Raw genomic sequence first — 22,557 nt, forward strand, 5'->3', positions numbered from 1 at the left:
CCCGCATCAGGACTCCATGACGAGGTGAAGGGTGGCGAGCGGGCCGTCGGGGACCTGCTGGAGCCGTCCGCCCTCGGCCAACGGGCCGAGATCCACGGCCGCCCAGCCCACCCGCCCGGCGATCCGCGCCACTCGGCCGTTGGCGCCCGGATGGTTGCCGGAGAGAAAGATCACACGGCGTCCTGCCGGAGTCCGCGGGTCGGCGCCGAGGACGTCCGGCCGCAGCGTGTTGAACGCCTTCACCAGCCGGGATCCGGGCACCAGGCCGGCGACGACCTCGCTGGAGGTCCGGCCGCCGAGGCCCTCGGGCCCGGAGCCGGGCGGGCCGGTCGGAGGGCCGGGCGGGCCGGTCGGAGGGCCGGGCGGGCCGGTCGGAGGGCCGGGCGGGTTGGTGGTGTCGATGACGATCCGTTCCTGCCAGTCGGACACGTCGGCCGCGGCCACCGCCGCGCGCAACCGCCGCCACGGTACGGCGAGCACGACGACCTCCTCCTCGGCCGCCTCGGCCACGGTGGCGGCCAGCAGACCCGGCCCCGTCGAGGAGACGAGCCCCCGCAACGACCGCGGCCCGCGGCTGTTGCTGATGACGACCTGCTCGCCCGCGGCGACGAACCGCCCGGCGAGTGCCTGTCCGATCGCTCCGGCACCGATGATTCCGATGGTCATGCTGTGCTTGCTCTCCTCGATGTGCCGCGTTCCGGTGAGGGGCGTCCCGGACGCGAGGTGCGGCCAGCATCGGCCCCGGCGGCACGGCCGGGTATCCGTCGGGTGACCGGCGCGTTCCGATCGGCCGCCTTGACGCGGGCGCAATCACACGATTTGATCCTGCACGTGCCGTGGTGTCACCCGGCACACCAGAGGTGCGCCCAGCCGGTAGCGGACTCCGTTCAAGTCCGGCCCAAGTCGCCAGGATCGCGGGAAGCGTCCGAGGCGGGGTCGTACTCGCGAGGGCTGGAGCAACATGCCCGACACACGCGTTTCCCCCGTCAGGGGGGTGGCCGCGGCTGCCCTGACGATGGTCCTGGCGCTGGCCGGCTGCGGCTCGGGCGGGGACACCGACGCCTCGCCCAAGGGCTCCACGACGGCGAGGTCGGGCAAGGACGCGGTCGAACTCCCGCCGCTGCACGCGGACTTCGACTACCAGATCGGCGGCGCCTATCCCCCGCCCGCCGGGGTCCGTGTCGTCAGCCGGGACCGTGCCGCGTCCCCCGCGCCGGGCCTCTACAACGTCTGCTACGTGAACGCCTTCCAGGCGCAGCCGCAGGAGCGCGGGCAGTGGCCCGCCGACCTGCTGCTGCGGGATACCCGGGGCAAGGTCGTCGTCGACGAGGACTGGGACGAGGCCCTGCTCGACATCCGGACGCCGGCGAAGCGCGAGCGGGTGGCCGAGCGGGTCGGCCGATGGATCGACGACTGCGCCGACAAGGGCTTCGACGCCGTCGAGCCGGACAACTACGACAGTTACACGCGCTCGAACCGCCTGCTGACCGCGGACGACGCGACCGCGTTCATCACGCTGCTGTCGGCCCACGCGCACGCCCGGAACCTGGCCATCGGCCAGAAGAACGCGGTGGAGCTGGCGGGCGTGCGGGCACGCACCGGGCTCGACTTCGCGGTGGCGGAGGAGTGCGGCGAGTACGACGAGTGCGGGGAGTACGCGAAGGCGTTCCACGACCGGGTGCTGGTCGTCGAATACACGGACAGCGGTCTGCGCAGGGCCCGTTCGGGCTACGGTGACCGGCTGAGCATCGTGCGCCGCGATGTGCTGGTGTCGACACCGGACAGCGCGGACTACGTGCGCAGGACCCGCTGACGAGTCCGGGGCGGCGTCCCTGCTTCCTCGCCGGTTCCCGCCGCGCGGAGCGGCCGGTGCGGAACCACCGCGTGCCGCACGCGCCGGGTCGGGCCGCGGTGCATACTCGTCTCCCTGCCGTCCGTCCGGGCGGTCGTGGCAGGTCCGCGGACCGGTGCGCGCCCGAATCCGGGTGCTCCCGGATGAGCAGGCCCGTACGGAGCGGACGTAACCAAGGGCATGTCCACATTCCTGGCCGGCAGGCACGACGAGCAGCTCCCGGTGAGCGGCGCGGAGCGCCCCGCGCGACGGCGGCTGCCGCGGCGGCACCGACGGCTGCTGTTCGTCCTGGCCGTGGTCGCGCTGCTGGCCGAGATGGCGGTGGCGATGGTCACGACGGCGGTGCAGCAGACCCCGACGATCGACGAGCCCGTCTATGTGGGTACCGCCGTGGTGTACACGCAGCAGCACAGCCTGCGCTACAACCCCGAGCACCCGCCGCTGGGCAAACTGATCGTCGCGAGCGGGCTGGTCTTCGCCCACCCGCACCTGGACGAGGGGTTCACGGGTGACCAGACGGAGCTCGGGCGACGCGTGCTGTACGAGTCGGGCAACGACCCCTGGCGGGTGATGTTCTGGGCGCGACTGCCGGTGATGGTGCTGACGCTGCTGTTCGGCCTGGTCGTTCTGGCGTTCGCCAGGGAACTCGTCGGCCCCGTGGGCGGGTTGACGGCGCTGGCGCTGTACGCGTTCTCGCCCGATGTGATCGCGCACGGCTCGCTGGCCACGCTCGACGTCCCGGCGTCGGGCTTTCTGCTGACCTCGGTGTGGCTGCTGTGGCGAGCCCGGCGGCGCCCGGTGCTCCATCTGCCGCTCGCGGGGGCGGCGCTGGGCGCGGCGCTGGCCACGAAGATGAGCATGTTGCCCGCCGTCCCGGTGCTGCTGCTCCTGGCGGCCCTGTCGGTGTGGCACGCGCGCCGCGCCGGACCGGCGGCCGCCGGTCCGGCGCAGGACGGCGGGGCGGTCGACGCCCCGGCCGCGGCCGAGCCGTCCGGCAGGCACGGGTGGGTCCGGCTCCTGGGGTGCGGCGCGGCGGGCGCGGCCGGCACGGCACTGGTGGCCGTCGCCGTGGTGTGGGCCGCGTATCTGGCGGTCGACCCGCGGCTGCGCTGGACGGCGCCGGCGGACCTGCCTCCGGTGCACGGACTGCGCGCCCTGCTCGTCGACGTGCTGCCGTTCCCGCGGCCGTACCGGGACGGCATGCGTGTGCAGTTCGGCTTCGAGAACGCGACCTGGCAGGGCTTCCTGTTCGGCCGTCTCTACGCGGGTTCGCTCTGGTACTACCTTCCGGCGGCGCTGCTGGTGAAGACGCCGCTCGGCATGCTCGCGCTGGGGGCGGCCGGGGCGGCCGCGCTGCTCGCGGTGCCCCGGCTGCGGCCCGCGGCCCCGTACGTCCTGATCCCCCCGGCGCTGCTGCTGGGCACGGCCATGCTGGGGTCCCGCGACCTCGGAGTGCGCTACGCCCTGTTCGTACCGGTGTTCCTGGCGGTCGCGGCGGCCTGCGTCGTGACCTTCGGGCGTCGCTGGGCACGCGGGGTCACGGCGGCACTGGTGTTGTTCGTCGCCGTCAGTTCACTCGCCACGTACCCCTTCTACCTGCCGTACTCGAACGAGGCGTTCGGCGGGCCGTCGAAGACCCGGCTGCGCCTGCACGACTCGAACGTCGACTGGGGGCAGGACCTCGGGCGGCTCGCCGACCGGCTGCGCGAGCGGTACCCGCGGGAGAAGGTGTGGCTCGTCTACAAGGGTGCGGGCGTACCGTCGGCGTACGGCATCCACGCGGCCGATCCCCGCACGGCGGACCCGGACGACGTGCACGGGCTGCTCGTCGTCTCGGACACCTCGGTCGCGAAGGCCGACGGCCGGCTGGCGGCGCTGCTGGCCACCAGCCGGCCGATCGACGACGTCGGCCACTCCATCACCGTCTACCGCAGGCCCTGACCCGCCGCGTTCTCGGGGGTGAGCAGGTCCAGCACCCGCTCCCAGCGGAACTCCCGGCGTCCGCCGTCCTGTTGGAGCTCACCGGAGTACGGGTCCCCGAAGCGGACACCCATCCCCCGCAGCCGCTCGACGCTCGCGCGGTAGGCGGGGTGCGACGCCAGCGCCTCGTTCACGCAAGGGAGTACGGCGATCGGGACGCCGAGCCCGTACGCCTCGCACAGGGTGCCCAGAGCGAGGGTGTCCGATATGCCGGCGGCCCACTTGTTCACGGTGTTGAAGGTGGCCGGGGCGACGGCCACCGCGTCGGGGGCCGGGAACGGACGCGGGTCGCCGGGGGCGCGCCAGGCGGAGCGGATCGGGCGGCCGGTCTGCTCCTGCACGGCGGTCGCGTCGATGAAGCCGAGGCCCTGTGGGGTGGCGATGACGCCGACCTCCCAGTCCCGGTTCTGTGCCTCGGTGATCAGGTCGCCGACGTCCTCGGCGATGCCGGCCGCGCAGACGACGACGTAGAGGAAGGGCCTTTCCGCGTGTTCGCTCACGCGGGAAACCCTAGTGAACGGGGAAGGACTCCCCGCGCTCCGCCTCCGGACGCGGACCGTGGATCCGGCGCTCCTGCTCCTCGATGCGCACGTCGTTGATGCTGGCCTCACGCCGCGTCATGAGGCCGTGCTCGTCGAACTCCCACAGCTCGTTCCCGTAGGAGCGCCACCACTGGCCCTCGGCGTCGCACGCCTCGTACTGGAAGCGGACGGCGATGCGGTTGCCGTCGAAGGCCCAGAGGTCCTTGCGCAGGGCGTACTCGCGCTCGCGTGCCCACTTCGCGGTGAGCAGCTCCACGATCTCGGCGCGGCCGGTGACGAAGGTGTCGCGGTTGCGCCAGACCGAGTCCTGCGAGTAGGCGAGCGAGACCTTGTGCGGGTCCCGGGTGTTCCAGGCGTCCTCGGCGGCCTGGACCTTCTGGGCGGCGGTCTCCCGGGTGAAGGGCGGCAGGGGCGGGCGGTCGGTCATGGCGATTCCTCGGTTCGGTGTCGGGAACACGAGTGAGAACGGCCGTTCTCACTCTGGCTGCTAACGTAGAGAACGACCGTTCTCACGTCAAGGAGACCTCCGCATGGACCGCACGACCGCCCGGGACCAGGCCCTCGTCCTCGCCCGGGAACAGGCGCTCGACGCGGCCGAGGAGCTGTTCTACGGCCGTGGTGTGCAGAGCGTCGGCATGGACGACATCCGCGGCGCGTCGGGGGTCTCGCTCAAGCGGCTGTACCAGCTGTTCCCGGCCAAGGACCGGCTCGTGGAGGCGTACCTGGAAAGACGCGACCTGCGCTGGCGCGGGCGGCTGGCCGAGCACGTCGACCGCCACGAACAGCCCGAGGAGCGCGTCCTGGCCGTCTTCGAGTGGCTGGGACTGTGGTTCGCCGAGCCCGGTTTCCGCGGCTGCGCCTGGATCAACGCGTACGGCGAACTGGGCACCACCTCCCCCGGCGTCACCGACCGGGTCACGGCGCACAAGGAGGCGTTCAGGGACTACCTGGACGGCCTCGTTTCCGACGCCGGGCTCCCCTCCGTGCTCACCGGCCGCCTCTTCCTGCTGGCCGAGGGGGCCATGGTGACCGCCGGCATCACCCGGAGCGCGGAGCCGGCGGGACAGGCGGCGGACGCGGCGCGCGTGCTGCTGGCGGCCGCGCGGCAGGACGCCGGCGGCGGGGCAGGGCCCGGCGGCGAGCGATGAGAGTGCCGCTCAGGAGGCGAGTGCCGTGACCTCCGCCCGCGCCGCCGCGAGCCCCTCGAAGTCCGCGCGATGCGGCTCCGGTGGTGCACGGCGCCGAGCTCGACCGGCACCGGCGGGTGGCCGAGGCGTTCCTCGCCTCAGCCCCGGGCGGTGACCTCGGGGCACTGCTCGCGGTGCTCGACCCCGACGTCGTACGCCGCGCCGGCCCCGTCGCCGTGCCTGCCGGCACGGTGCGTCCGCCCTCAGGTCCCGGTCACCGTGATGGCGCCGACCGGGCAGGCCCGCGCCGCCTCCCGCACCATGGGGTCGCCGCCGCCGTCCTCGCGACCGGGCAGCAGCTCGCTGAATCCGTCGTCGTCCTGCGTGAAGACGTTCGGGGCGGCCAGCGCGCACTGTCCGGCGCCGATGCACACGTTCTTGTCGATCGAGATCTCGATGCTCATGCCCGAAAGCCTCTTACCAGGTCACGGGGAGTTCCAGCATCCCCTGGATCGTGTCCCCGGGTTTGAACGCGATGGTGTCCGCCGGTGCGTCGAGCCGCAGCCCGGGGAAGCGGTCGAAGAGCGACAGCAGCGCGATCTCCATCTCGGCGCGCGCCAGGTTCTGGCCCAGGCACTGGTGGATGCCGAAGCCGAACGCGAGGTGCTGGCGGGTGGACCGGTGCCAGTCCAGGTCGTCCGGTTCGGGGAAGGTGTGCTCGTCGCGGTTGATGACCGAGGTGGAGAAGACGACGCCCTCGCCGGCGCGGATGGTCGTCCCCGCCGTCTCGATGTCCTCGACGGCGACGCGCAGCAGACCGTCCGCGATGGACAGGAAGCGCAGCAACTCCTCGACGGCGGCGGGCATCAGGGCCGGCTCGGCCCGCAGCTCGGCCAGCTGCTCCGGGTGCCTCAGCAGGGTGAACGTGCCGAGCGAGATCATGTTGGCCGTGGTCTCGTGCCCGGCGACGAGCAGGATCGTGGCCAGCGAGATCAGCTCCTCGCGGTCCAGCGCCCCCTCGCTCAGCCGGTCCCTGACGAGCTCGTCGAGGAGCCCGTCGCCCTGCCCGCCGTGCTTGCGGTCGATCAAGGTGCCGAAGTACGCGTCCAGTGCCTCCCGGGCCTTCTCGGTGTCGGCCGCGGTGGGCCCGCGCAGCAGCCTGCGGGACTGCTCCTCGAAGAAGTCGTGGTCTTCGTAGGGCACGCCGAGCAGGGCGCAGATGACCATGGACGGCACGGGCAGCGCGAAGGCGTCGACCAGCTCCGCGGGCGGGCCCTGCCGCTCCATCCGGTCCAGGAGGCGGTCGACGGTCTCCTGGATGCGTGGCCGGAGACCGGCGATCCGCTTGAGGGTGAAGCTCGGCACCAGCATGCGCCGCTGGATGCGGTGCTCGGGATCGTCGAGACCGAGCAGCGCGACACGGCGGTTGCGGACCTCGGCGAACCGTCGTGTCGGCGCCGGGAAGGCGGGCCGGGTGCGGTCCGACGACAGTCGCGGGTCGGCCAGCAGGTCGCGGGCGGCGCCGTGGCCCGTGACGACCCACACGGTCCTGCCGTCGAACAGGGAGACCCGTGAGAGCGGGCGCGCCTCACGCAGCGGGTCGTAGGCGGTGGGCGGGTGGTAGGGACACGTGCGGTCCTGGGGGAAGGCAACCGGATCTGTCGTGAGGGGTTCTGTCATGGATGACCTCGCAAGCGCTGGTTCCCTCTTGCCGATCTTCATTAGATGCCCGGGGCATCTAGACGGCCACGCGAAGTTCGGCCAGATGCCCCGGACCGGCGATCTGTCCGAAGCCCGTGCGGCGGACCTCCTGTTTCCTCGGACTTCCGGCCCGTGCGACGGGCCCGGCGGTCTCCGCGTGGCCTGATCTCCCTCGGCACGGCCCCCGCGTAATTGGCTTGCGTGGGCGGATCCGGTGGCCCGAGGATCTGCCCATGCCCACGATCGAAGCCCTTCTGCCGCCGACTTCCGCCGCCGCTCGTCCGGTGCGGGTCCAGCAGCAGCCCGGCCGACCGCGGAGGCTCTCGCTCCCTCGGTCGTGACCGCCGCGCTCGTCGCGGGGCTCGTCGCGGGCTATGGCATCGCCATGCCCGTCGGGGCCGTCGCGACATATCTAGTGTCCCTCACTGCACGTACGTCCCTTCGGACAGGCGCCTGCGCGGCGCTCGGCGTCGCGACCGCGGACGGGCTGTACGCCCTGGTCGCCGCGCTGGGCGGTGCGGCGCTCGCGGCCACGCTGCGGCCGGTGACGGTCCCGCTGCGGTGGGCCTCGGCGCTCGTCCTGGCCGTGCTCGCGGTCCGGGGTGCGATCGCCGCGGTCCGTCAGTACCGCGGGCGGCGATCGGCCGCCCGGACGGGACAGGACCCGCCCCGGCCGGCCCGCGCCTACCTGGCGCTGCTCGGCATCACGCTGCTCAACCCGACCACCGTCGTGTACTTCGCGGCGCTGGTGCTCGGCAGCGGCTCCGCCGACGCGGCGTCGCCCCTGGAGCAGGGGGTGTTCGTGCTCGCCGCGTTCGCCGCGTCCGCGAGCTGGCAGCTCGTGCTGGCCTGCGGCGGAGCGCTGCTCGGCCGCGCCCTGACCGGACACCGGGGACGGCTGGTGACGGCGCTCGCGTCCAGCGCGGTGATCGCGGCGCTCGCCGTCCGCATGCTCCTGGCGGCGCCGTGACGGTCCGGGGCCGCCCCGCGCGACGGGAGGACGCGCGGGGCGGCGTTGCGGAGGTTCCACGTCCGCTCTGGTGTTGAATCGTGCCGACAGCACGACCGGCTACGACACGACGATGGGACGGAAGCCATGCCGCTCGAGGGCGAGTACGAGCCCAGCCCGGCTCAGTGGGTGCGGGACCAGGTGGAGCTGTACGAGAGTTCCGGCGGGACCAAGGGGACGACGCTGCTCGACACGGGCCTGCCCGTCATCATCCTCACGACCCGCGGCGCCAAGAGCGGGAAGATCCGCAAGACGCCGCTGATGCGCGTCGAGCACGACGGGCAGTACGCCGTCGTCGCCTCGCAGGGCGGCGCCCCCAAGCATCCCGTCTGGTACTACAACGTCCTCTCCGACCCGCATGTGGAGCTCCAGGACGGCCCCGAGCGCCAGGACATGACGGCCCGTGAGCTCAGCGGCGACGAGAAGGCCCAGTGGTGGGAGCGGGCCGTCGCTGCGTACCCCCCGTACGCCGAGTACCAGGAGAAGACCGACCGGGTCATCCCCGTCTTCCTGCTGGAGCCGTCGGGCTGATCCCCACGCCTGCGGAACCGGACATCCGGGCCGTCACCGGCCTCCGTGGCGCCGCCGGAAAATCTTGGAATCGGTGCGCATGATCCGCCGGGTGCCGGGCACCCGAGCGTCAGGCCCCGCCGCGCTCCCCCGTCGCGGCGGGGCTTTCCGCTGCCCGCGCGCCGCGTGCGGCCGCCCTTGCCGTCCGCGCGTCGGTGACATCGAGGAAGATCTGGTCGGCATCCGGGAACGTGTGGGCGACGGAGCTCTTGATGCGCACCGCGACGTCCTCCACCTCCTCGCTGTCGAGCCCGGGGACGAGGTCGATCCGCGCGGCGACCAGCGTCGAGTCCAGGCCCAGTTCCATGGTGAGCAGCGCCTCCACGCTGTCGATCTCGGGCTGCGCCTCCAGCAGGGCGCGGATCCTGCCGCGCTGCTCCTCGTCGGCGGCCCGGCCGATCAACTGGTCGCGTGCCTCGCGGCCCAGCCGGTAGGCGACGTACATGAGCAGCGCCCCGATGGCCAGGGAGGCGGCGGCCTCCCACACGACCTGGCCGGTGACCATGTGCAGCGCCATGCCGGCCATGGCGAGGACCACACCGAGCACCGCCGTGCCGTCCTCGGCGACGACCGTGCGCAGGGCGGGGTCCCGCATGCCGTCCGTGCCGCCCTGCCGGTGCGCCTGATGGAGCGCCCGCCACAGGGAGGCGGCCTCGGCGAGGAAGGCCACCCCGAGGACCACGAGCCCGGCGCGGTAGCCGCCGAGGGACTCCTCGGCACCGTTCCTGAGCGCCTCGATCCCCTGGAAGAAGGAGAAGCAGCCGCCCATGACGAAGATGCCGACCGCGGCCAGCAGGGACCAGAAGAACCGCTCCTTGCCGTAGCCGAAGGGGTGCCGGCTGTCGGCGGGGCGGCGGCTGCGCCGCAGGGCGGCGAGGAGGAACACCTCGTTCAGGCTGTCGGCCACGGAGTGCGCCGCCTCCGAGAGGAGGGCCGGTGAACCCGCGAGCAGGCCTCCTACCGCTTTGGCCGCGGCGATCAGTAGATTGGCACCCAGTGCCACCAGCACGGTGACCCGGGTCTTCCGGTCCGATCCGTCCGAGGCGGACGAACCGTCCGATGGAGCCGAGTGATCAGGGGGAGCCGGGTGGTCCGGAGGCGTCGGGCGGTCGGCGGGACCGGAGCGGCTCGGGGCATCCGGGCGGTCCCGGTCACGCGGAGGGGACTCGTCCGGGCGATCCCGGTCACGCGGAGGGGACGGCTGGTCCGGGCGGTCCAGGGGCGAGCCGTTCGGCCTGTTCGTCGGGTCGTTGCGCACACCGTCCGGCTTCCCGGGTCCGCGAACCTCACACCGTGGTGGCGGCCTGAATCGAGCCCGTTCACCGGGGCACCCGTATCAGGGCACAGCAGGGAGGCGACACCTCATGGGCGAGAGCGCGGGCAACGCGAGTCTCGGCAAGAAGGCGTTCAAAAGGTCCAGGAGCCACTTCGCGGACCGCATCACGGCGGACGGCCGCGACGGCTGGCCGGTGGAGGCGGGGCGTTACCGGCTGGTCGTCAGCCGTGCCTGCCCCTGGGCGAGCCGCGCGCTGATCTCGCGGCGGCTGCTCGGTCTGGAGGGCGCCCTGTCACTGGCGGTGGCCGATCCCGTGCAGGACGACCGGAGTTGGCGCTTCACCCTGGACCCGGACGGCCGGGACCCGGTGCTCGGCATCCGCTTCCTCGGCGAGGCCTACGACGCACGGGAGAAGGACTACCCCGGCGGTGTCAGCGTGCCGGCCGTGGTGGACGTGCCGAGCGGCAGGCTGGTCACCAACGACTACCAGCAGATCACGCTGGATCTCGCCACCGAGTGGACGGCCCTGCACCGGGAAGGGGCACCGGACCTCTACCCGGAACGGCTGCGGGGTGAGATCGACGAGGTCGTGGCGGACGTCTACGAGGACGTCAACAACGGTGTGTACCGGGCGGGTTTCGCGACGGGGCAGGAGGAGTACGAGGAAGCCTGCGCGGGGGTCTTCCGTCGTCTGGAGCAACTGGCCGGGCGGCTGGCGGACCGCCGGTACCTGGTCGGCGACACGATCACCGAGGCGGACATCCGGCTGTTCACCACGCTCGTCCGCTTCGACGCCGTCTACCACGGCCACTTCAAGTGCAACCGCTGGAAACTGGCGGAGAACCAGGTCCTGTGGGCGTACGCCCGTGACCTCTACCAGACGCCCGGATTCGGTGACACCGTCGACTTCGACCACATCAAACGGCACTACTACCAAGTCCACACCGGTATCAACCCGACCGCGATCGTCCCCCTCGGACCGGATCTGGCGGGCTGGCTGACGCCCCATCACCGCGAACGCCTCGGCGGGCGGCCCTTCGGAGAGGGCACCGCGCCGGGCCCGGTGCCCGAGGACGAGCGCGTCCCGGCACACGGACGTCCCTGACCGCACACGCAACGGAGAGACCCAGGTGTCCAGGAAGAAGCAGCAGAAGAAGCTCAAGCTCGTCTACAAGCCGGTCGGCATGGCGCTGAGCTGGGCGGGCGGCGCCCTCGCCGGGCTCGCCTTCCAGCAGGCGTGGAAGGCGATACGGCACGAGGACGACGCTCCCGACGCCCTGGACAAGGACCGCGGCTGGGGCGAGATCCTGCTGGCCGCCGCGGTCCAGGGCGCGATCTTCGCCGTCGTGCGCAGCGCGGTGGACCGCACGGGCGCCAAGGCCATCGAGCGCTCCACCGGTGTGTGGCCGTCCGCGGACAAGGGCGGCCGGGACTGACACGCACCGGCCCGGCGGGGCGTGATCCGTGACGGAAGTCCGTACGGACCACGCGCCGCCGGGCCGGCCCTGTGCGCCTCGGCGTTGCTCGCCTCAGCCCTGTTTGGGTGCCGTCGGGCGCGAGCAGCGCAGCGTGAAGGAGTGCCCGGCCGGGTCGGCATAGCCCCGCTCCTCGAACGGACCGGCCGCGTCCTTCGTCTCGATCGGCCTGCCGCCGAGACCGATGACCCTGCGTTCCGCCTCGTCCAGGTCCTCCACGAGGAAGTCGAGGTGGACCTGGAGGGAGTTCTCGGGGCGTGGCCAGCTCGGCGGCGTCGCCGTCACGTCGCGGCGGAACGCCAGCCGGACGCCGTCGGCGCCCCGGATCTCCACACGGTTCGCCGACGCGTCCGTCTCCTCGGCCTCGAGTAGGTGCTTGTAGAAGGCGGCGAGATTCTCGGGCTCGACGCAGTCCAGCACCACGACGCCTGCCGTGACCAGTGCCATGTGTCCTCCGTAGGGTTCCGGAACGGCGCGGCGGCATCCGGCCGCCGCTGCGCCGTCTTCCCGCGTACCCCCGGATTCAGTCGGTCACGAGCCACTCGCCGTCGCGCATGAGGTCGCGGCCGGTGAGCTCCTCGACCTCGCGCCAGGCCTGGACTCGCCGCGGGGTGATGGTGAAGTACAGGTAGCGGGTGGTGAGTTCACGCGGGTCGAAGCCGGTCTTGCGGGCGAAGGCGTCCCCGACCCCGTCCGGCAGCTCGGCGGCTTCCCTGGCCGTCACGGTGCCCTCGACGAGGACGACGTCGCGGGTCGCCCCGATGCCCAGGCGTGTTCTGCCGGTCGCCCGCAGGTTGCGGCCGGTGGGGCTCTCGGCCGGGGTGGCCACCAGCAGGGTCCTGCCGTCCCAGAGGTAGGACAGCGGGACCAGATACGGGGTTCCCCCCTCGCCGTCGGCCGTGGACACCCAGGCGTCGACGTCGTTCTCCAGCCGGTCGAGGGTGTCCTGCTTGCGCTGTTTCGCGGTGCGGGCGGGCGGGTTCATCGTCGGGCAGCCTCCTGGTGACGACGTACGGAACGGTTCCGCGACCATCATGATCGAGCGGGGCGACGGGCACAGCCGTTCGCACCGCTCCCCCGGTGTGCACTCCGGGTGCGCCTACGCCGTCCGCTGCCCCTCGATCTCCGCGAGCCGGGCCGCCGCGGCGGTCAGCAACAGGTCCAGGGCGGCGGGGTAGGCGCTGCGCCGCATGTCCGCCACCAGATGACGGGCACTCGCCGCGATGTGCGGGTGGCTGTCGGCGGGCAGCCGGGCGTACGTCGCCCGCCAGACGTCCGCCTCCGCCTCGCGGGCCTGCCGCGGCAGCGCGACGCTCGCCGCGTCGAGGGCGGCGAAGGCCAGGGCCTGGTCGACGAACGCGTGGTAGATCCGTACGGCCTCGGGGTCGGGGAAGCCTGCACCGCGCAGGACGCCGAGGATCGTCTCCACCGCCTCGATCTCGTGGACGCGGCCCGTGACGCGGTAGGAGCTGAGCACCGCGGCCTGCGGGTGCGCGAGGGAGTCCGCGTGCATGCGCAGGCCCAGGTCGCGCAGGTCGGCGCGCCAGTCGCCGGTGGGCCGCCAGGTGCGCAGCGTACGGCCGATGAGTTCGTCGGCGATGGCGAGCAACAGGTCGTCGGTGTCACGGAAGTAGCGGTACAGGGCGGTGGGGTCGGCGCCGAGCGCGAGGCCGAGGCGGCGGACGGTGAGCGCGTCGGCCCCGTGCTCCTTGAGCAGCCGCAGCGCGGTCTCGACGATCAGCTCCTCGGAGAGCACGACCCCCGTCTTGGTGGGGCGTCGGCGCCGACGGGCGGCGGGCGGGACGACTCGGTCGTTCATGGGCTCTCCTTCCGGTGCCGGAACCTTATGTCAACAGCGTTGACCTGTTAAGTCCCCGAGCAGTTTCATTTCCGGTCATCGGGCCGGTCCCAGGCCCCGGGTGCGATCGGAGCAGGACATGTCGCAGCAGCCGTACGGCGGGGATCCCCCGTCCCTGCGCAGAACCCTCGGCGTCGTCGACGGCGTCGCCATCGCCGCCTCCAGCACGGCGGCGACCACCAGCATCGGCATCGGTCTCGGAGTGACCGCGGGAGTGGTCGGACTGCATCTGCCGGCCATCATGCTGCTGGCCTTCCTGCCGGTCCTCGGCATCGCGGGCGCCTACTCCCGGCTCAACCGGGTGGAGCCGAACGCGGGCAACGGCTACACGTGGGTGGGCCGTTCGCTCACTCCCTGGCTGGGCTTCCTGGTCGGCTGGGTGAACATCGTGGCCACGGTGGCCTTCCTCGCGTACACCACGGCGGTCACGGGGTCGGCGATGCTCCAGCTCGCCGGTGACGCGGGGCTGCACGACCTGGGCGGCCTACGGCTCGACCCGGGCTCCACCGCGCAGACCACCGCGGTCGGCATCGTGGTCCTGGCCGCCGTCACGCTCACCGCGGTCACCGGCGTGCGCACCGCGGCCCGGTTGCAGAGCGCGCTGCTGGTCTTCGAGTACGTGGTGCTGCTGGGCTTCTGCGGCTACGGCATCGTGACGGGACCGCATCCCTTCAGCCTGAGCTGGTTCGATCCGTTCGCCATCCCCTCCACGACCGCGCTCGCCCAGGGTCTGCTGCTGTCCGTCTTCTGCTACTGGGGCTTCGACGCGGCGTTCACGGTGAACGAGGAGGTGCGCGATCCGCGGGACGCGTCGCGGGCCGGGACGATCACGCTGGTGACGATGCTCGGGCTGTTCCTGCTCGGTTCCGTGGCCTTCCAGCGCGTCCTGAGCGAGCAGGAGCTGGCCGGGCACGGCGCGGAGGGACTGGCGTTCTTCGGCGAACGGCTGGCCGCCCAGCCGCTGGCCGCGCTGCCGCTGGTGGCCCTGCTCTTCTCGGCCGTGGCCTCGCTGCAGTCCGGGGTGATCCCGACGGCACGCGGGATGTTCGCGATGAGCCGGGACCGTACGCTCGGCCCCGTGTGGTCCAGAGTCAGCGCGCGGTACGGGACTCCGGCGGCCGGCACCCTGCTGATCGGCGCGCTGGCGACGGCCGTGGCCGGGCTCGCCCTGGTGATCCCCCGGCTCGCCGACATGATCATGGCGACGGTCAACGCGGTCGGCATCGTCGTCGCGCTGTCGTACGCACTGATCGCCCTCGCCGCCGCCGCGCGCTTTCGCGCCCTGCTGCGCGAGGACCTGCGGCAGGGCATACGGGCGGTGGTCCTGCCCACGGTGAGCGCCGTGGCGCTGCTGGGGCTCGGCGGATACCTCGCGTACTCCTTCTACACCTCGGCCGACCATCTCGAAGTCAGCGCGGACAACGGCTGGTTCCTGCTGCTGACCCCCACTGTCATGATCGCCTCCGGCTTCGTGGCCGCCGCGTGGGCGAAATGGGTGCGCAGGTCCCCCTACTTCGTCACGGGGCTCGGCACCGACGCCGACGCGCCCGGGCCACTGATCCCGTCCGACCAAGGAACCGAACATGCACGCTGATCTCCTCTTCACCGGAGGCCCGGTCCTCACCCCCGAGGGCCGCACCGCCACGGCCGTCGCCGTGACCGGCGACCGGATCACCGCCGTCGGGCACGCGGAGGTCCACGACCTCGCGGGACCGGGCACCGAGGTCGTCGACCTCGCCGGACGCCTGCTCCTGCCGGGGTTCCAGGACGCACACGTCCACCCGGTCCCGGCGGGCCTGGAACTGACCCAGTGCGACCTCACGGAGGCGAAGACGGCCGAGGAGACGCTCGCCGCCGTCCGCGCGTACGCCGCCGCGCACCCCGACCGCGAGTGGATCACGGGCGGCGGCTGGTCCATGGAGGCCTTCGAGGGCGGTACGCCGACCAGGCAACTGCTGGACGCGGTCGTACCGGACCGGCCGGTGTACCTGCCCAACCGGGACCATCACGGCGCCTGGGTCAACAGCCGCGCGCTGGAACTCGCGGGAGTCACCCGGGACACGCCTGATCCCGCCGACGGCCGGTTCGAGCGCGACGCCGCGGGCGAGCCCACCGGCATGCTCCAGGAGGGGGCGATGCAGTCCGTCGGCCGGCTCACCCCGCCGGCCACCGCGGCGGACCGGCTCGGCGCGCTGCTGCACGCCCAGCGGCATCTGCACGCGCTCGGCATCACCGCGTGGCAGGACGCGCTCCTCGGGTCCTTCCTCGGCATGGACGATCCGTCCGAGGCGTATCTGACGGCGGCCCGCGACGGGTCGCTCACCGCTCGTGTGGTCGGCGCGCTGTGGTGGGACCGCGCCCGGGGCGCCGAGCAGATCCCCGAACTCGTCGAACGACGGGCCGCGTTGACGCACGACCGGTTCGCCGCCGGCAGCGTCAAGCTCATGCTGGACGGGGTCGCCGAGAACGGCACGGCCTCACTGCTCAGCCCCTATCTGGACAAGTGCGGTTGCGCGACGGCCAATCGCGGCACCAGCTTCATCGACCCGGACCGACTGCACACGTACGTCACGGAGTTGGACGCGCTCGGCTTCCAGTGCCACTTCCACGCGCTGGGCGACCGGGCCGTGCGCGACGCCCTGGACGCGGTCGAGGCGGCCCGGAAGGCGAACGGCCCCAGCGACACACGTCCGCACCTGGCCCACCTCCAGGTCGTGCACCCGGACGACGTGCCCCGGTTCGCGCACCTGGGTGCCACGGCGAACATCCAGCCGCTGTGGGCGGCGCACGAGCCGCAGATGGACGAGCTGACGATCCCCTTCCTCGGCCCCGAACGCGCCTCCTGGCAGTACCCGTTCGGTGCGCTGCTGCGTTCCGGGGCACGACTGGCGGCGGGCAGCGACTGGCCGGTCAGCAGCGCCGACCCGATGCAGGGCATCCACGTCGCCGTCAACCGGGTGAGCCCCGACGAGCCCGGACCGGTGTTCCTGCCCGGCGAGCGCATCGGCCTGACGGACGCGCTGACGGCGTACACCGCGGGCTCGGCGTACGCCAACCACCTCGACGACACGGGCCGGGTGCGGGTGGGGGCGCTGGCGGATCTCGTGGTGCTGGACCGCGATCCGTACCAGGGCCCGCCGGAGGCGATCGGCGGAACCGGGGTGGCGCTCACCTACGTCGGCGGCGAGCGCGTGTACGCGGCACCGGACGCCTGATTCGTACGACCCGGTCCCCGGCGCGACGGGACCGGCGAGGGGCGCGTCACCTCTGCGGAGGGACGCGCTCCTCGTCGTGAGGTGCGTGCCCCTCGCGCCCTGAGGGGCGCGTCTGTGGTTTCACACCCGTATCACGCGTTACGGATGTCACACCATAGATCGTTTAGGCTCTGGGCAGTCTCGAAGCGCGCTTGAGTCGTCAACTACCGGCTCAAAAAGCACAGTTCGAGTCAGCGGGCGTCGAGAGCGATCGCCCGTGCACAGGGGCGGGGGCCTGTGAATCGCCTCAGGAAAGGACGCGAATGCCGCAGGACGTCAGGTTCGACCTCCCGTTCAGGACCCCCGTCAGCGAGCACCTGGAGTACGCCCGAGAGCGCCACCTGCGCTGGGTGTGGGACATGGGGCTGGTGCGCAGCCAGGCCGGATTCGAGGAGTACCAGTCCTGGGACCTGCCCCAGGCGGCGGCGCGGACCTATCCTCACGCCTCGGCCGACGACATGGTCGTCCTGATGAACTGGTTCTCGCTGGCCTTCCTGTTCGACGACCAGTTCGACACGGGACAACCGGACCGCGCGGATCGCATAGCCGAGGTCGCCAGGGAGTTGATAGCCACTCCGCTGCGCCCCGCGGGGACCGCTCCCCGGGTCAGCTGCCCGATCACCGTCGCCTGGGCGGAGGTCTGGGGCCATCTCTCGGATGGCATGTCCCTGACGTGGCGGACGCGGTTCGCCGCCTCCTGGGGGCGCTTCCTGGTGGCTCACACGGAAGAGGTCGACCTCGCCGCGCGGGACCTGGCCGGCACCCTGAGCCTCGCCGAGTACGCCGAGTTCCGGCGCCGGACGGTGGGCATCCATCACAGCATCGACGCCGGTGAGCGCAGCCGTGGCTTCGAGGTGCCGGCACAGGTCCAGGCGCATCCGCTGATGGTACGGATGCGCGATCTCGCCGCCGACACCATCGGGTTCATGAACGACATCCACTCCTTCGAGCGCGAGAAGCGGCGCGGCGACGGGCACAATCTGATCGCCGTGCTGCACCGCGAGCGCGGCTGCGGGTGGGAGGAGGCCGCCGCCGAGGCCTATCGGATGACCACCGACTGCCTCGACGAGTACCTCGCGCTGGAGGCGCGCGTGCCGGAGATGTGCGAGGAGCTCCGGCTGACCGCCGAGCAGCAGGCCCAGGTCCGGATGGGTGTGGAGGCCATCCAGCACTGGATCAACGGCAACTACGAGTGGGGCCTGACCTCGGGCCGCTACGCCGCGGCCAAGGAGGGCCCGGCGGCGACGGCCGAACTGGCGGGCAGGGGATCGCTGGACGACCTGCTCGCGGTCTGACGTGCCGCTGCCCGGCCGGAGCGGTCCGGCCGGGCAGCGCGAGCGGGCGGTCAGACCGTCGTGGCCTGTGCCGCGAACTCCACCGGCAGCCGGTCGAGCCGGGCCTCCCAGGTGGAGGCGGTCGAGGTGAGCTCGTCGGCCGACACGGCCAGACGCAGGCCCGGCAGCCGGTGCAGGAGGACGTCGACGGCGGTCTCGATGATGGCCTGGCCGATGTTCTGGCCGGGGCACTCGTGGGCGCCACCGCTGAAGGCCAGGTGCGACTGGTTGCCCTGGACGGACACACCCGCGTCGGGCCGGATCTCCGGATCGAGGTTGCCGGCCGTGAGGCCGAGCACCAGGAGGTCGCCCTCCTTGATGTGGTGGCCGCCCAGTTCGAGGTCGACGGTGGCGAAGCGGCCCGGGAGCACGGCCAGCGGCGGTGTGTTCCACATGACCTCCTCCACCACCGCGGAGACGTTCAGCTGGCCGCTGACGAGTCCGGCGAGCCGGGAGGTGTCGGTGAGCACCAGTTGAAGCACCCGGGCCAGCAGGTTGCTGGTCGTGGTGTGCGCGGTGATCAGCACCAGCCGCAGATGACTGAGGACCTCGTCGTCGTCGAGGTCCGCGTCGTGGCCGAGCAGTCCGGTGGTGAAGTCGGCGCCCGGCTCCTCCTTCTTGCGCTCGGCGAGTTCGCCGAGGATCTCCATGATGCGGCCGTTGTGCACCACGGCGTCCTCGCCACCCTTGATGACCTGGGCGCAGGAGACGGCCAGACTGTGCCCCTCGCCGGCCGGCAGCCCGAACAGCCGGGTGAGGACGAGCATCGGCAGGTACTCGGCGTAGTCGGCCACCAGATCGGCGGTGCCCTCGTCCGCGAACGCGTCGATCTGCTTGTTGGCGAAATGCGTGATGTGGCGCCGGATCCCGCGGCCCGCGACCGTCTGGAGGTTGTCCGTGACGGCCCCGCGCAGCCTGCGGTGCGGCTCGCCGTCCTGGGACACGCAGTCGGGGCGCCAGCCGAGCATCTGGATCAACGGGGAAGTGGCCTCGATGCGGCCGTCCTTCCAGTCCCGCCAGATGCGCGCGTCACGGCTGAACTGCCGCGCGTTGTCGAGCACCCGGCGGTTCTCCCGGTAGCCGAGGACCAGCCAGGCGGGTATGTCGCCCTCCAGGAGTATGGGGGCGACGGCCCCGTACTCCTTGCGCAGCCGCGCGTAGATCCCCTGCGGATCGAGCGCGGCCTCCGGCCCGTACAGCCGGGTGGTGTCGCTCGCGCCGCCGTGGGCGACGGGGCAGCCGCGGGGGGCGTCGGGACCGTTTGAGGGCTGGTCGTTCATCGGGGCTCCATTGCGGCGGCAGAGCGTTCCTGCAGGTGGCGTATCAGGGCGATCAGCACGTCACGGCTGGAAGCACGGTCGCGGGCGTCGCAGGCCACGATCGGGGTGTGCGGAGATATGTCCAGGGCGTCGCGGATCTCCTCGATCGGGTGGTCCTTGGAGTCCGGGAAGACGTTCAGGGCGATGACGAACGGCACGTTCTGCCGTTCCATCTCCTCGATGGCCCGGAAGCTGGAGGCCAGCCGCCGGGTGTCGACCAGGACCACCGCACCGAGGGCACCCTTGAACAGACCGTTCCACAGGAACCAGAACCTCTCCTGGCCCGGCGTCCCGAACAGGTAGAGCACCAGCTGGTCGTTGATGCCGATCTTGCCGAAGTCGAGGCTGACGGTGGTCTCCTGCTTGTCCGCCACCCCGATCAGGTTGTCGACGTCCACGCTGGCCTGGGTCAGTGTCTCCTCGGTGGTCAGCGGCTTGATGTCGCTGACGGACCGCACCATGGTGGTCTTGCCGGTGCCGAAGCCGCCGGCGATCATCACCTTCACCGAGCGGGGGCCCCCGGCCGTCTGCCGGTCGGGGTGGTCAAAGCCTTTGAAGTCCACTGAGTACCTCCTCAAGGAGCGCGAGGTCGGGCCCGCTGCCGGCGCCTGACGCCGGGATGGGATGACGGGCTTCGACGCGGCCTGCGTCCAGCAGATCGGCCAGGAGCACCGCGAGAATGTTGAAGGGCAATCCGAGGTGGGCGCCGAGTTCGGCCACCGACAGCGGATCGCGGCAGCGCCGGATGATCTCCTCGTGCTCGTGCTGCATGCCGGGGACGGCGGCGGCGCGGGAGACGATCAGGGTCGCCACGTCGAGGCTCGACGCCGAACCGCCCGGTCCGCTGCGGCCCCCGGTGAGGACGTAGTAGCGCTCGAGACCGGACGGGTCCGTGGGCGGGCGGGGAGCACTCATCCAGAGTGCTCCTCCAGGCGCGGAGTGGTGCCCAGAAGCTCACCCATCCTGCGGGCCAGGTCCCTCATCTGATGGCCGAGGAGGCCCTGGTCGAGGCCTTCCTTCGCGAGCACACCCAGGTACGTCTCCACGCCGGCCCGCACCACGAACAGGTGGCCGCCGTCGACCTCGATCATCGCGAGCCGCAACTGCCCCGCGTACTGGGGGAACTGCTCGGCCACGGGCTGGGCCAGCGCCTGGAGGCCGGCGACCACGGCGGCGAAACGGTCCACGTCGTCGGGGTCGTCGGCGCCGTAGGAGGTGATGGCCTTGCCGTCGCTCGATGCCACGAGGGCGAAGCGGATCTCCTGGATGCTCTCCGTCAGATCGCGGAGCGCCCAGCTCACGTCGGTTCCCTGTTGCGTCATGGGACTAGTCGCTCTCTTCAGTGCGGTGCTCGTTGAACTCGGGCCCGGCGGTCTGCTCGCCGCCGGCTGCCGGGTCTCGGTCCGCGGTCGTCCCGCGCGCCGGTTCGCTCTCGCGTCCGGCGGTGGCGAAGGCGGCGAGGCCGGCGAAGGACGCGTCCGGCGGTACGGCGGCCACGTTCTCCTCCGTACGTCCGGCAGGCCTCGGCCGGTCCGCCGTCGTCGCGTCACTGCGCCTGCTCCTGCGCCGGGGCAGACCGCCGGGAGTGGTGTCCATGTCCTCGGTGGTCGGTGCGGGCGTCGTGGGCTCGGTGCTCGGTGCGGTCGCGGCGGCGGCCGGAGCCGGGTCGGTGACGGCGGCGGGCAGCGGGCTGAAGTACTTGTGCGGGACCACGACGACCACCGAGGTGCCGAGCCACGGCGAGTCCGCGAAGGTGACACGGATGCCGTAGCGGCGCGCCAGGGTGCCGACGACCCGCAGGCCGAGGTTGGCGTCCTCCGAGATGCCGCCGAGGCCGGGGCCCGCGGCGGTGCCCGTGAGGGACTGCTCGGCCTCGCGCTTCTTCTCCTCGCTCAGGCCCTTGCCCGAGTCCTGGATCTCGATGCCGACGCCGTTGGGGACCTCCTTGCCGGAGACGACCACGGGCTCGGTGGGCGGCGAGTAGCGCGCCGCGTTGTCGAGGAGGTGGGCGAAGATCAGCGTCAGATGGTCCACCAGGCCGCCGTCGACGCCGAGTTCGGGCAGGTGACGGACCTGGATCCGGTCGAAGTCCTTGATGCGGCCGATGCCGCCGCGGACCACGCTCAGCAGCCGCTGCGGTTCCTGCCACTGGCGTCCGGGCCGGTCCGAGCCGCCGAGCACGCCGATGCTGGCGGCGAGACAGTCGGCCGGGCCGATCTCCTGGTCGAGCTCCATGAGGCCGCTGGCGACCGCGGGCAGCCGCCCGTGCTCGCCCTGCATCTCGTGCAGGCGTCCGCGCAGTTTGCTGGTCAGCACATGGATGCGGCTGCCGATGCTGATGACGGCCTGTTCGGCCGAGGTGGAGCGGTCGAACTCCTCCTCCATGCCGATCAGCGCGGTGCGCAGGACCTTGCGCAGCTCGCCGCGCAGCTCGGGGCCCGCCTCGGATTCCTCGGCGAGCTCCGCCAGGATGTCGTCGATGGCTTCGCCCGAGCGCAGCCGCTTGAGCGCCTCGGGCAGCTGGACGTCGGCGAGTCGCGCCACGGCGGCCTGCTGCAGGGCGAGTTGCTCCTGCCAGACCTCGGCCTCGGTGGTGAGGCGTGCCTCGTAGCCCTGGCCCTCCGAGACGAGCCGGGTCTCGTACGCCTTCGCCTCTTCGGCCAGCCGGCTCTCGTAGGCCTGGGTCTCCTCGGTGAGCCGGGCCTCGAAGGCCTGCGCCTGCTCGGCCAGTCGGTGTTCGAGGCCGGATCGCTCTGCGGTGAACTTCCGTTCCAGACCGGCCACATGCTGCTGCCACTGCTGCGAGTGCTCGGCCTGCGAGGCGCGGAACTCACCGTTGGTGCGGCGCAACTGGGACTGCGTGCGGACGAGGAGGCGCACACAGGCGGCACCGGCCGCGGTGGCCGCGGCGCCGGCGAACGTGGCGGGTATCTGGACCTGGTCGGGGCCCGCGACCGCGGTGGCGACCGTGCCTGCGCCTAAGGCGAGGGGCATGAGCCACCAGCTGTACCAGGCGACGGGTGCCCGCGCCGCCGGGGGCGGAGTGGCAAGTTCCATCTGCATCCTTCGAAAGCAACACGCTCGAACGGGGGGAGTGTGCAGGCGCCGTACGCGTCGGGGAACGCCGGGCGAGACGACCGAGTGTGTTCGCGTCAACTCGCAGCGCCGCAGGGGAGCTTATCGGGTTGGACACCTAAAGGATCAACTCCCCCATCCGGCACCCGTGAGTGTTCGGTCACGCTCCGGCGGGCGCGGCCACG

General features: G+C 72.2%; 24 protein-coding genes. 10 read left to right on the forward strand and 14 right to left on the reverse strand.

The annotated features are described in order from the left end of the window. Positions 1-6: 6 nt before the first annotated feature. The gene (locus tag ABEB03_RS23165; RefSeq protein WP_345652508.1) at positions 7-666 is read right to left on the reverse strand and encodes an NADPH-dependent F420 reductase; all 660 of its coding nucleotides are present in this window, start codon (positions 664-666) and stop codon (positions 7-9) included. Between the two features lie 295 nt (positions 667-961). Here ABEB03_RS23165 and ABEB03_RS23170 point away from each other — a divergent pair, with 295 nt between their 5' ends. Together ABEB03_RS23170 and ABEB03_RS23175 are read left to right on the forward strand one after the other, a co-directional pair. Beyond that, positions 962-1,813, forward strand: coding sequence for an endo alpha-1,4 polygalactosaminidase (locus tag ABEB03_RS23170; RefSeq protein ID WP_345652511.1), 852 nt, complete (start codon positions 962-964; stop codon positions 1,811-1,813). Positions 1,814-2,032: 219 nt separating this feature from the next. Then, entirely contained in the window at positions 2,033-3,793 is a 1,761-nt protein-coding gene (locus tag ABEB03_RS23175; protein ID WP_345652514.1) for an ArnT family glycosyltransferase, read from the forward strand. On the opposite strand, the gene ABEB03_RS23180 is transcribed toward ABEB03_RS23175, so the two are convergent. Continuing rightward, positions 3,778-4,332, reverse strand: coding sequence for a flavoprotein (locus tag ABEB03_RS23180; RefSeq protein WP_345652517.1), 555 nt, complete (start codon positions 4,330-4,332; stop codon positions 3,778-3,780). The genes ABEB03_RS23175 and ABEB03_RS23180 overlap by 16 nt on opposite strands. 10 nt (positions 4,333-4,342) lie before the next feature. Next, complete coding sequence (locus ABEB03_RS23185; RefSeq protein ID WP_345652520.1) at positions 4,343-4,801, reverse strand: nuclear transport factor 2 family protein; 459 nt, start codon at positions 4,799-4,801, stop codon at positions 4,343-4,345. A 103-nt stretch (positions 4,802-4,904) separates the two neighbouring features. Here ABEB03_RS23185 and ABEB03_RS23190 point away from each other — a divergent pair, with 103 nt between their 5' ends. Continuing rightward, positions 4,905-5,522, forward strand: coding sequence for a TetR/AcrR family transcriptional regulator (locus ABEB03_RS23190; RefSeq protein WP_345652523.1), 618 nt, complete (start codon positions 4,905-4,907; stop codon positions 5,520-5,522). Positions 5,523-5,764: 242 nt separating this feature from the next. Here ABEB03_RS23190 and ABEB03_RS23200 read toward each other — a convergent pair whose 3' ends face one another. Further along, on the reverse strand, positions 5,765-5,959 hold the full coding sequence (locus ABEB03_RS23200) for a ferredoxin (protein ID WP_028798621.1): 195 nt from the start codon (positions 5,957-5,959) through the stop codon (positions 5,765-5,767). A gap of 19 nt (positions 5,960-5,978) precedes the next feature. After that, positions 5,979-7,181: a cytochrome P450 gene (locus ABEB03_RS23205; RefSeq protein WP_345652525.1), complete on the reverse strand. Its 1,203-nt coding sequence runs from the start codon at positions 7,179-7,181 to the stop codon at positions 5,979-5,981. A gap of 358 nt (positions 7,182-7,539) precedes the next feature. On the opposite strand from ABEB03_RS23205, the gene ABEB03_RS23210 reads away from it, so the two are divergent. Continuing rightward, the gene (locus tag ABEB03_RS23210; protein ID WP_345652528.1) at positions 7,540-8,172 is read left to right on the forward strand and encodes a LysE/ArgO family amino acid transporter; all 633 of its coding nucleotides are present in this window, start codon (positions 7,540-7,542) and stop codon (positions 8,170-8,172) included. A gap of 126 nt (positions 8,173-8,298) precedes the next feature. Continuing rightward, entirely contained in the window at positions 8,299-8,742 is a 444-nt protein-coding gene (locus tag ABEB03_RS23215; RefSeq protein WP_345652531.1) for a nitroreductase family deazaflavin-dependent oxidoreductase, read from the forward strand. Between the two features lie 109 nt (positions 8,743-8,851). Here ABEB03_RS23215 and ABEB03_RS23220 read toward each other — a convergent pair whose 3' ends face one another. Then, positions 8,852-9,790, reverse strand: coding sequence for a cation diffusion facilitator family transporter (locus ABEB03_RS23220; RefSeq protein ID WP_345652534.1), 939 nt, complete (start codon positions 9,788-9,790; stop codon positions 8,852-8,854). 355 nt (positions 9,791-10,145) lie between these two features. Between ABEB03_RS23220 and ABEB03_RS23225 the strand changes: the two genes are divergently transcribed. Continuing rightward, entirely contained in the window at positions 10,146-11,162 is a 1,017-nt protein-coding gene (locus ABEB03_RS23225) for a glutathione S-transferase family protein (protein ID WP_345652537.1), read from the forward strand. 25 nt (positions 11,163-11,187) lie between these two features. Next, positions 11,188-11,493, forward strand: coding sequence for a DUF4235 domain-containing protein (locus ABEB03_RS23230; RefSeq protein ID WP_345652540.1), 306 nt, complete (start codon positions 11,188-11,190; stop codon positions 11,491-11,493). 93 nt (positions 11,494-11,586) lie between these two features. Here the strand turns inward: ABEB03_RS23230 and ABEB03_RS23235 are convergent, their stop codons facing one another. From ABEB03_RS23235 to ABEB03_RS23245, 3 genes are all read right to left on the reverse strand, one after another. Continuing rightward, positions 11,587-11,979 carry a VOC family protein gene (locus ABEB03_RS23235; protein WP_345652545.1) on the reverse strand — a complete coding sequence of 131 codons (393 nt, stop codon included), beginning with the start codon at positions 11,977-11,979 and terminating at the stop codon, positions 11,587-11,589. A gap of 76 nt (positions 11,980-12,055) precedes the next feature. Further along, on the reverse strand, positions 12,056-12,517 hold the full coding sequence (locus ABEB03_RS23240; protein ID WP_345652548.1) for a pyridoxamine 5'-phosphate oxidase family protein: 462 nt from the start codon (positions 12,515-12,517) through the stop codon (positions 12,056-12,058). Positions 12,518-12,631: 114 nt separating this feature from the next. Continuing rightward, entirely contained in the window at positions 12,632-13,351 is a 720-nt protein-coding gene (locus ABEB03_RS23245) for a TetR/AcrR family transcriptional regulator (protein WP_345652551.1), read from the reverse strand. 118 nt (positions 13,352-13,469) lie between these two features. Between ABEB03_RS23245 and ABEB03_RS23250 the strand changes: the two genes are divergently transcribed. From ABEB03_RS23250 to ABEB03_RS23260, 3 genes are all read left to right on the forward strand, one after another. After that, complete coding sequence (locus tag ABEB03_RS23250; RefSeq protein WP_345652553.1) at positions 13,470-14,984, forward strand: APC family permease; 1,515 nt, start codon at positions 13,470-13,472, stop codon at positions 14,982-14,984. Continuing rightward, on the forward strand, positions 14,974-16,605 hold the full coding sequence (locus ABEB03_RS23255) for an amidohydrolase (RefSeq protein ID WP_345652556.1): 1,632 nt from the start codon (positions 14,974-14,976) through the stop codon (positions 16,603-16,605). The genes ABEB03_RS23250 and ABEB03_RS23255 overlap by 11 nt, the downstream gene beginning before the upstream one ends. Positions 16,606-16,907: 302 nt before the next feature. Next, positions 16,908-17,939 carry a 7-epi-alpha-eudesmol synthase gene (locus ABEB03_RS23260; protein WP_345652559.1) on the forward strand — a complete coding sequence of 344 codons (1,032 nt, stop codon included), beginning with the start codon at positions 16,908-16,910 and terminating at the stop codon, positions 17,937-17,939. A gap of 50 nt (positions 17,940-17,989) precedes the next feature. Here the strand turns inward: ABEB03_RS23260 and ABEB03_RS23265 are convergent, their stop codons facing one another. Genes ABEB03_RS23265 through ABEB03_RS23285 form a run of 5 tightly spaced genes read right to left on the reverse strand, consistent with a single transcriptional unit; the run spans position 17,990 to position 22,354 of the window. After that, complete coding sequence (locus tag ABEB03_RS23265) at positions 17,990-19,258, reverse strand: cytochrome P450 (RefSeq protein WP_345652562.1); 1,269 nt, start codon at positions 19,256-19,258, stop codon at positions 17,990-17,992. After that, positions 19,255-19,860 carry a GTP-binding protein gene (locus tag ABEB03_RS23270; RefSeq protein WP_028798635.1) on the reverse strand — a complete coding sequence of 202 codons (606 nt, stop codon included), beginning with the start codon at positions 19,858-19,860 and terminating at the stop codon, positions 19,255-19,257. The genes ABEB03_RS23265 and ABEB03_RS23270 overlap by 4 nt, the downstream gene beginning before the upstream one ends. Further along, a complete protein-coding gene (locus ABEB03_RS23275) occupies positions 19,841-20,212 on the reverse strand; it encodes a DUF742 domain-containing protein (RefSeq protein ID WP_028798636.1) in 372 nt (123 codons plus the stop codon). The genes ABEB03_RS23270 and ABEB03_RS23275 overlap by 20 nt, the downstream gene beginning before the upstream one ends. Beyond that, complete coding sequence (locus tag ABEB03_RS23280) at positions 20,209-20,619, reverse strand: roadblock/LC7 domain-containing protein (protein WP_028798637.1); 411 nt, start codon at positions 20,617-20,619, stop codon at positions 20,209-20,211. The genes ABEB03_RS23275 and ABEB03_RS23280 overlap by 4 nt, the downstream gene beginning before the upstream one ends. 4 nt (positions 20,620-20,623) lie before the next feature. Then, positions 20,624-22,354 (reverse strand): sensor histidine kinase, encoded by a 1,731-nt coding sequence (locus ABEB03_RS23285; RefSeq protein WP_345652577.1) that lies wholly within the window; start codon positions 22,352-22,354, stop codon positions 20,624-20,626. Positions 22,355-22,557 lie beyond the last annotated feature (203 nt).

It is taken from the genome of Streptomyces siamensis (assembly GCF_039543605.1).
Classification (GTDB): Bacteria; Actinomycetota; Actinomycetes; order Streptomycetales; family Streptomycetaceae; genus Streptomyces; species Streptomyces siamensis.

What these genes read in the sequence shown, in the direction of transcription:
- ABEB03_RS23165 (WP_345652508.1), bottom strand. Translation starts at nt 666, where the DNA reads ATGACCATCGGAATCATCGGTGCCGGAGCGATCGGACAGGCACTCGCC.
- ABEB03_RS23170 (WP_345652511.1), top strand. Translation starts at nt 962, where the DNA reads ATGCCCGACACACGCGTTTCCCCCGTCAGGGGGGTGGCCGCGGCTGCC.
- ABEB03_RS23175 (WP_345652514.1), top strand. Translation starts at nt 2,033, where the DNA reads ATGTCCACATTCCTGGCCGGCAGGCACGACGAGCAGCTCCCGGTGAGC.
- ABEB03_RS23185 (WP_345652520.1), bottom strand. Translation starts at nt 4,801, where the DNA reads ATGACCGACCGCCCGCCCCTGCCGCCCTTCACCCGGGAGACCGCCGCC.
- ABEB03_RS23190 (WP_345652523.1), top strand. Translation starts at nt 4,905, where the DNA reads ATGGACCGCACGACCGCCCGGGACCAGGCCCTCGTCCTCGCCCGGGAA.
- ABEB03_RS23205 (WP_345652525.1), bottom strand. Translation starts at nt 7,181, where the DNA reads ATGACAGAACCCCTCACGACAGATCCGGTTGCCTTCCCCCAGGACCGC.
- ABEB03_RS23215 (WP_345652531.1), top strand. Translation starts at nt 8,299, where the DNA reads ATGCCGCTCGAGGGCGAGTACGAGCCCAGCCCGGCTCAGTGGGTGCGG.
- ABEB03_RS23225 (WP_345652537.1), top strand. Translation starts at nt 10,146, where the DNA reads ATGGGCGAGAGCGCGGGCAACGCGAGTCTCGGCAAGAAGGCGTTCAAA.
- ABEB03_RS23235 (WP_345652545.1), bottom strand. Translation starts at nt 11,979, where the DNA reads ATGGCACTGGTCACGGCAGGCGTCGTGGTGCTGGACTGCGTCGAGCCC.
- ABEB03_RS23240 (WP_345652548.1), bottom strand. Translation starts at nt 12,517, where the DNA reads ATGAACCCGCCCGCCCGCACCGCGAAACAGCGCAAGCAGGACACCCTC.
- ABEB03_RS23245 (WP_345652551.1), bottom strand. Translation starts at nt 13,351, where the DNA reads ATGAACGACCGAGTCGTCCCGCCCGCCGCCCGTCGGCGCCGACGCCCC.
- ABEB03_RS23250 (WP_345652553.1), top strand. Translation starts at nt 13,470, where the DNA reads ATGTCGCAGCAGCCGTACGGCGGGGATCCCCCGTCCCTGCGCAGAACC.
- ABEB03_RS23255 (WP_345652556.1), top strand. Translation starts at nt 14,974, where the DNA reads ATGCACGCTGATCTCCTCTTCACCGGAGGCCCGGTCCTCACCCCCGAG.
- ABEB03_RS23260 (WP_345652559.1), top strand. Translation starts at nt 16,908, where the DNA reads ATGCCGCAGGACGTCAGGTTCGACCTCCCGTTCAGGACCCCCGTCAGC.
- ABEB03_RS23265 (WP_345652562.1), bottom strand. Translation starts at nt 19,258, where the DNA reads ATGAACGACCAGCCCTCAAACGGTCCCGACGCCCCCCGCGGCTGCCCC.
- ABEB03_RS23275 (WP_028798636.1), bottom strand. Translation starts at nt 20,212, where the DNA reads ATGAGTGCTCCCCGCCCGCCCACGGACCCGTCCGGTCTCGAGCGCTAC.
- ABEB03_RS23280 (WP_028798637.1), bottom strand. Translation starts at nt 20,619, where the DNA reads ATGACGCAACAGGGAACCGACGTGAGCTGGGCGCTCCGCGATCTGACG.
- ABEB03_RS23285 (WP_345652577.1), bottom strand. Translation starts at nt 22,354, where the DNA reads ATGGAACTTGCCACTCCGCCCCCGGCGGCGCGGGCACCCGTCGCCTGG.